The following is a 5,058-nucleotide window of genomic DNA, read 5'->3' on the forward strand; positions in this document are numbered from 1 at the left end:
CTGCGGTGGGGCGCCCTTCCCATGGGTGCCGGCCGTGGGGCCCGGGCCCGCGCGGCCCGGGCCCGGGGGTACGGGCCCGGGCGGTACCGGTCAGTCGTGCCGGCCCTGCGGCGGGTAGTGCGCGTAAGGGGAGCCGCCCTGGGAGGGCACCGGGTGCTGGTAGCCGTCGTACGGGGCTCCGCCCTGGGACGGGGCGTTGGGCCGGATGCGGCGCGGCCACCAGGCGGCCCGGCCGAACAGCGCGGTGAGGGCGGGCGTGAAGAACATCGCCATCACGAAGGCCGAGATCATGATGCCGAAGGCGACCGCGAACCCGATCTGGGCGAGCGAGGCGTCGCTGGCCAGGAGCATCGAGGCGAAGGTGCCCGCGAGGATCACCCCGGCCGCGGCGACGGTCGGGCCCGCGTGCTGGATGCTCTTGGCGGTCGCCTCCCGGGGGCCGAGGCCCTCCTTCGCCTCCTCCCTGAGGCGCGCGACCATCAGGATGTTGTAGTCGGTGCCGATGGCGACGACGAACAAGTACATGATGACCGGCAGGAAGAACGTCAGCCCGGCCTGGCCCTGGATCTCCTGGAAGAGCAGCACGCTCGCGCCGAGGGTGGCGCCGAAGCCGAGCGCGACGGAGACCATCAGGTAGACCGGCGCGACGGCGCTGCGCAGCAGCAGCCCGAGGATGAGCATGATGAGGGCGGCCGCGGTCGGGAAGACCACGGAGAAGTCGCGGTTGACGGCCTTGTTGATGTCGACGAACACCGAGGTGATGCCGCCCACCTTGGTCTCGGTGCCCGGCGGGGCCGCCTCGTGGGCCGCGGTGCGCAGCGGGCCGCGGACGACGTCCATCGCCTCACGGCCGTTGGGGTCCATGGTGAGCACGGCGTTGAACTCGGCCGTCGTACCGTCCTTGCTGACCTGGGCGCGCGAGGCGTCGCCGACGCCCTTGACCTGCTTGAGCCTGGCGACGAAGGCCTTCATGTCGCCCTCGTCGAGCTTCTCGCCGCTGGTGGAACGCATCAGGACGCTGCTGGGGTTGGTGCTGCCCGCGGGCAGGTCCTTGCTCATGGTGTGCAGCGCGACCTGCGACTCCTTGGTGGACTTGTCGTCCTCCTGGCTGGCGAACGTCGGCTTGTAGCCGAGGGCGCCGACGGCACACACGATCATGAGGAGCCCGGAGGCCACCACGTACCGGCCGGGGTGGCGGGCCACCGAGCGGCCGAGGGCGCCGAAGCGGGCCGCGCGCGGCTCGCGCTGCCACGACTTGGACGGCCAGAACACCTTGGTGCCCATGAGCGAGATGACGGCCGGGATCAGGGTGAGGCAGGCGAGCAGGGTCACGCCGATGGCGATGGCGAGGGCCGGGCCCATGGAGACCAGGAAGCTCAGCGAGGAGAGCAGCAGCGCGAGGAAGCACACGACGACGGCGCCCGCGGCCGAGGCGATGGCCTCGCCGACGCGGCCGACGGCCGAGACCATGGCGGTCTTCGGGTCCTCGCCGAGCCGCAGCCGCTCCCGGTAGCGGAACATCAGGAACAGGATGTAGTCCGTGCCGACGCCGAAGAGCACCACGATGAGCAGCGACGACACCGAGCTGTCGGCCTTGAGGTGGAACACCTTGGCGCAGGTGGCGATGAGGCCGTTGGCGACCTGGGCGACCAGGGTGATGCCGACGATGGTGAGGACGGTGATCGTCGGGCTGCGGAAGATGATCGTCATCAGGACGACGATCAGGATGATGGTGCCGAGGAAGATGAGCGAGTCGGCCTTCTTCGACGCCTCCTCGTTGTCGAGCTGCGTGGCCGCGTCACCGGTGACGCCCGCCTTGAGTCCGCTCTTCGCGACCAGGGACTTCAGGTCGTCGCGCATGTCCTCGACGGCGTGCTGCTGGCCCTTGTCGCCCGCCTTCACGTCGGTCATCGACACCATCACCGTCTGCACCTTCTTGTGCGGCGACGGCGGCGCGGTGACGACCTGCTCGACCTTCTCGTACTTCTTGGCCTTCAGCGCCTTGCCGACCTTGTCGACCTTCGCCGAGTCGGCCGCGGTGAGGGCCTTGCCGTCCTCGCGCGAGAACACCACGATCGCCGAGGGGCTGAAGCCCTTGGGGAACGCCTTCTCCTGGATCTTCTGCGCCTGGATCGACTCGTAGTGGTCGGGAAGGAACTCTGCTTGGTCGGATGTGGTGGTCAGCGACGGCGCGAAGCCGATCACCGCCGCTCCGGCGATGAGCCAACTGATGATCACCAGCCACCGGTGGCCGACGACGAAACGTCCTAGGGCTTTGAACACGGTTCCTTCCTCCACTCCGGATCGGGGCCGGAGTACTCGGTCTTCTGCTTTTCCAGGGGCTTGTGGCGTGGCCGGCACCGGGGCCGTCGGCCGGTCGGCGCTCGGCGGGTCGGCGATGGCATGGGCGGCGGTGGCGTGGGCGGCGGGCGGCCGGTCACCGGGAGGGCGCGGGTTCCCGTACGCGGAACGGGCCGATCAGGCCGGGCAGCGCCTCCTCCGCGAAGCGCAGCCCGTCCGCGACGTCCACGTCGGGGATGCGCACGGCGCCTCTGCCCGCGGCGGTCGTGGCGGTCAGCGTGCACAGGCCCGCTCTGCGCTGGGCGTACGACTGCCGTCCGGTCCAGCCGACGATCCGGTCGCGGCGCAGCGCCACCGTGCGGCGCACGAACGTGCCGTGCCGTACGACGAGGTAGTCGCCGACGAGCGCGTGGCCGAGGCCGCGGTAGGCGTCGCGCGCGAGCGGGTACCCGAGGGCTGCGGTGACGGCCGCGGCCAGGGGGACGGTCCACCAGGGCAGCGGCCCGAGGGCCACGCCCGCCCCGGCCGGAGCGGCCGCTCCGGCCGGGGCCAGCAGGCAGCCGCGCACCAGGCGGCGGCGCAGCGCGGGCCGGGGGTGACCGCGCAGGGCCGCGTGTGCGATCGGCGACGACGCCTCGTCGAGGACGTCGGCCGTCACCTGGTGCGCGGAGTCGAGGGGGGCGGGCGGCAGGAGCTGCGCCGGGTTGGTGAGGCGGGTGCCCGTGCCGCCGAGGCCCGTGGCGAGGAGCGTCAGCCGGCCGGCGGCGACCGCGCGCAGCGGCAGCGGCCGGCTGAACTCCACGCCGCAGACCCGCCGTTCGGCCACGGACACCGAGCGGGAGGTGAGCAGCCCGCGGGTCAGGTGCAGGGAGCCCTCCGGCTCGCGCTCCAGGCGGTAGCCGTACCACGCCTCGGCGAACGTCACGAGGGAGCCCGCGACGCCGAGGGACAGGAGCACGGCCGCCACGACGGCCACGGCCGCGGGCAGCGGCAGCGCGCACAGCCAGCTCCAGACGTCACGCGCGGTGCGGTTGCCGCCGAGGTCGAGCCCCAGGGTGTCCAGGAGCTTGGAGCCGCCGGTGACCACGGCCACGACCCCGGCCAGGCTGGTGACGGTCAGCGGCGCGTACCGGGCCCAGGACCAGCGCAGTCGCGCGAGCGGGACCGGCAGGGCGGGGGTGGTGCCCGGGGTGCCGCGGTTCAGGAGCAGCGCCCGGAACTGGAGCGCCTGCTCGCGCGAGATCCCGTCGAGGACCAGCTCGTCGTCCTCGCCGCGGGCGGTGTGCTCGCCCGTGCCGACCTTGACGGCGGCGAGGCCGAAGAGGCGGTGCACCGGGTTGGCGGTCAGGTCCGCGCTGCGCACCCGGTCGCGCGGGATCGACTTGTCGGTCCGGAACAGCAGCCCGGAGCGCAGCTCGACCTCGCCGTCGGTGATCCGGAAGCGGGTGGTGCGGTAGCGGACCCACTCGTGCGCCGCCTGCACCCCGGCGACCACGATGTACGAGCCGAGGACGATCCAGCCGTGCGCGTTGAGCAGGTCGCGGGCGAGGAACATGGCGCCGAGCAGCGGCAGCGCCGGGCCCACGAGCCAGCTCACGCTCACCACGATCATGCGCGGGTGGAGCCGCTGCCAGGGCTGCGCGGCGGGCGGCGCCGGGGCCCGGCCCGGCGCCTCGGGCGCCTTCGTCCGCGTCGTCATGTGCCGTCCTCGTGCAGGGCGCGGACGCGCTCGGTCAGGCGCCGCACCGTCTCCACGGCCAGGTCCCGGTCCAGGCCGGTGATGGTGACGGGGCCCGCCGCCGACGCGGTCGTCACGGTCAGCGCGGCCAGGCCGAAGAGCTGCATCAGCGGGCCGCGCTTGGTGTCCAGGGTCTGGATGCGGGTGAACGGCACGACGCGCCACTCCCGCACCAGCCAGCCCGACAGGGAGCACACCGCCTCGTCGCCGGCCTCCCAGCGGTGCACGCGGTAGCGGTACCAGGGCGTCAGCAGGGTGTGGCCGAGGCCGAGGGGGCACAGGACCGCGAAGACGATCCGCAGCCAGGACGGGGCGCCGGGCACGAAGGCCGCGACGCCGAGCGCGGCGAGCACCGGCACGACGACCAGCGCGTTCTGCGTCGTCCACCAGTAGACGGCACGGCGGTCGAGACGGCGGCCCGGCCGCAGCTCGCCGAGCGCATCGGGGGCGTCGGGGGCCTCGGCGGCGTGGCGGTCGGCGGGGGTGTCGGTGGGTGCGGCACCCGCGGCGTGGGGCTCGCCGACGGCGTGGGGCGCGCCGGGGCGGTACCGCGTGGCGGCGTCACGGTCGGTCGTGTCCGACCCCGCGCGCGCCGACTGCCGCGTCTCGTGGGGCACTGCTCCTCCGCCTCCGTGGCTGGTCTGGGGCTGGTCTGGCCTTACCAGCCAAACAAGCGGGGCGGGGGGCGAGGCAGAGCGGTTCGTGTGGAGTGGAAGCGACCAAGGTTGCGACTTCGCGGGTGCGCTACCCACTTTCGTACGCAACCCCTGTGCCCTATGGACCACTTCCGGGTCGGGTCTGCGCGGGCGCCGTTAGGGTGACCGCGTGATAGGGCCGATTCGATGGTTGGGCCGCAGCGCCGTTCAGGACACCATCCTCGTCGCCGCACTGATCGCACTCAACGTCTTTGTCGCCTTCTGGAGCGGCTTTCCCCGTGAGGATCACCCGCGGTTTGGTCCGTGGGCGGGGTTGGGGTTGCAGGTGGTTGTGGTGGTGGTGTTGGTGGTGCGGCGGGTGTG

At 72.9% G+C, this 5,058-nt stretch carries 4 protein-coding genes; 1 reads left to right on the top strand and 3 read right to left on the bottom strand.

Translation table 11 applies throughout. The features are described 5' to 3' along the window. Window positions 1-90 precede the first annotated feature (90 nt). The 3 genes from IE330_RS37625 to IE330_RS37635 form a co-directional block, all read right to left on the bottom strand. A complete protein-coding gene (locus IE330_RS37625; RefSeq protein WP_229926217.1) occupies window positions 91-2,283 on the bottom strand; it encodes an MMPL family transporter in 2,193 nt (730 codons plus the stop codon). A 154-nt stretch (window positions 2,284-2,437) separates the two neighbouring features. Continuing rightward, entirely contained in the window at window positions 2,438-4,000 is a 1,563-nt protein-coding gene (locus IE330_RS37630; RefSeq protein WP_190140682.1) for a PH domain-containing protein, read from the bottom strand. Next, entirely contained in the window at window positions 3,997-4,656 is a 660-nt protein-coding gene (locus IE330_RS37635; protein ID WP_229926218.1) for a PH domain-containing protein, read from the bottom strand. The genes IE330_RS37630 and IE330_RS37635 overlap by 4 nt, the downstream gene beginning before the upstream one ends. Before the next feature lie 208 nt (window positions 4,657-4,864). On the opposite strand from IE330_RS37635, the gene IE330_RS39535 reads away from it, so the two are divergent. Further along, window positions 4,865-5,058 (top strand): hypothetical protein (locus IE330_RS39535; RefSeq protein WP_229926219.1); only part of this gene is annotated, 194 nt, incomplete at its 3' end.

The sequence above is a fragment of the Streptomyces longispororuber genome, assembly GCF_014656095.1.
Taxonomy (GTDB): domain Bacteria; phylum Actinomycetota; class Actinomycetes; order Streptomycetales; family Streptomycetaceae; genus Streptomyces; species Streptomyces longispororuber.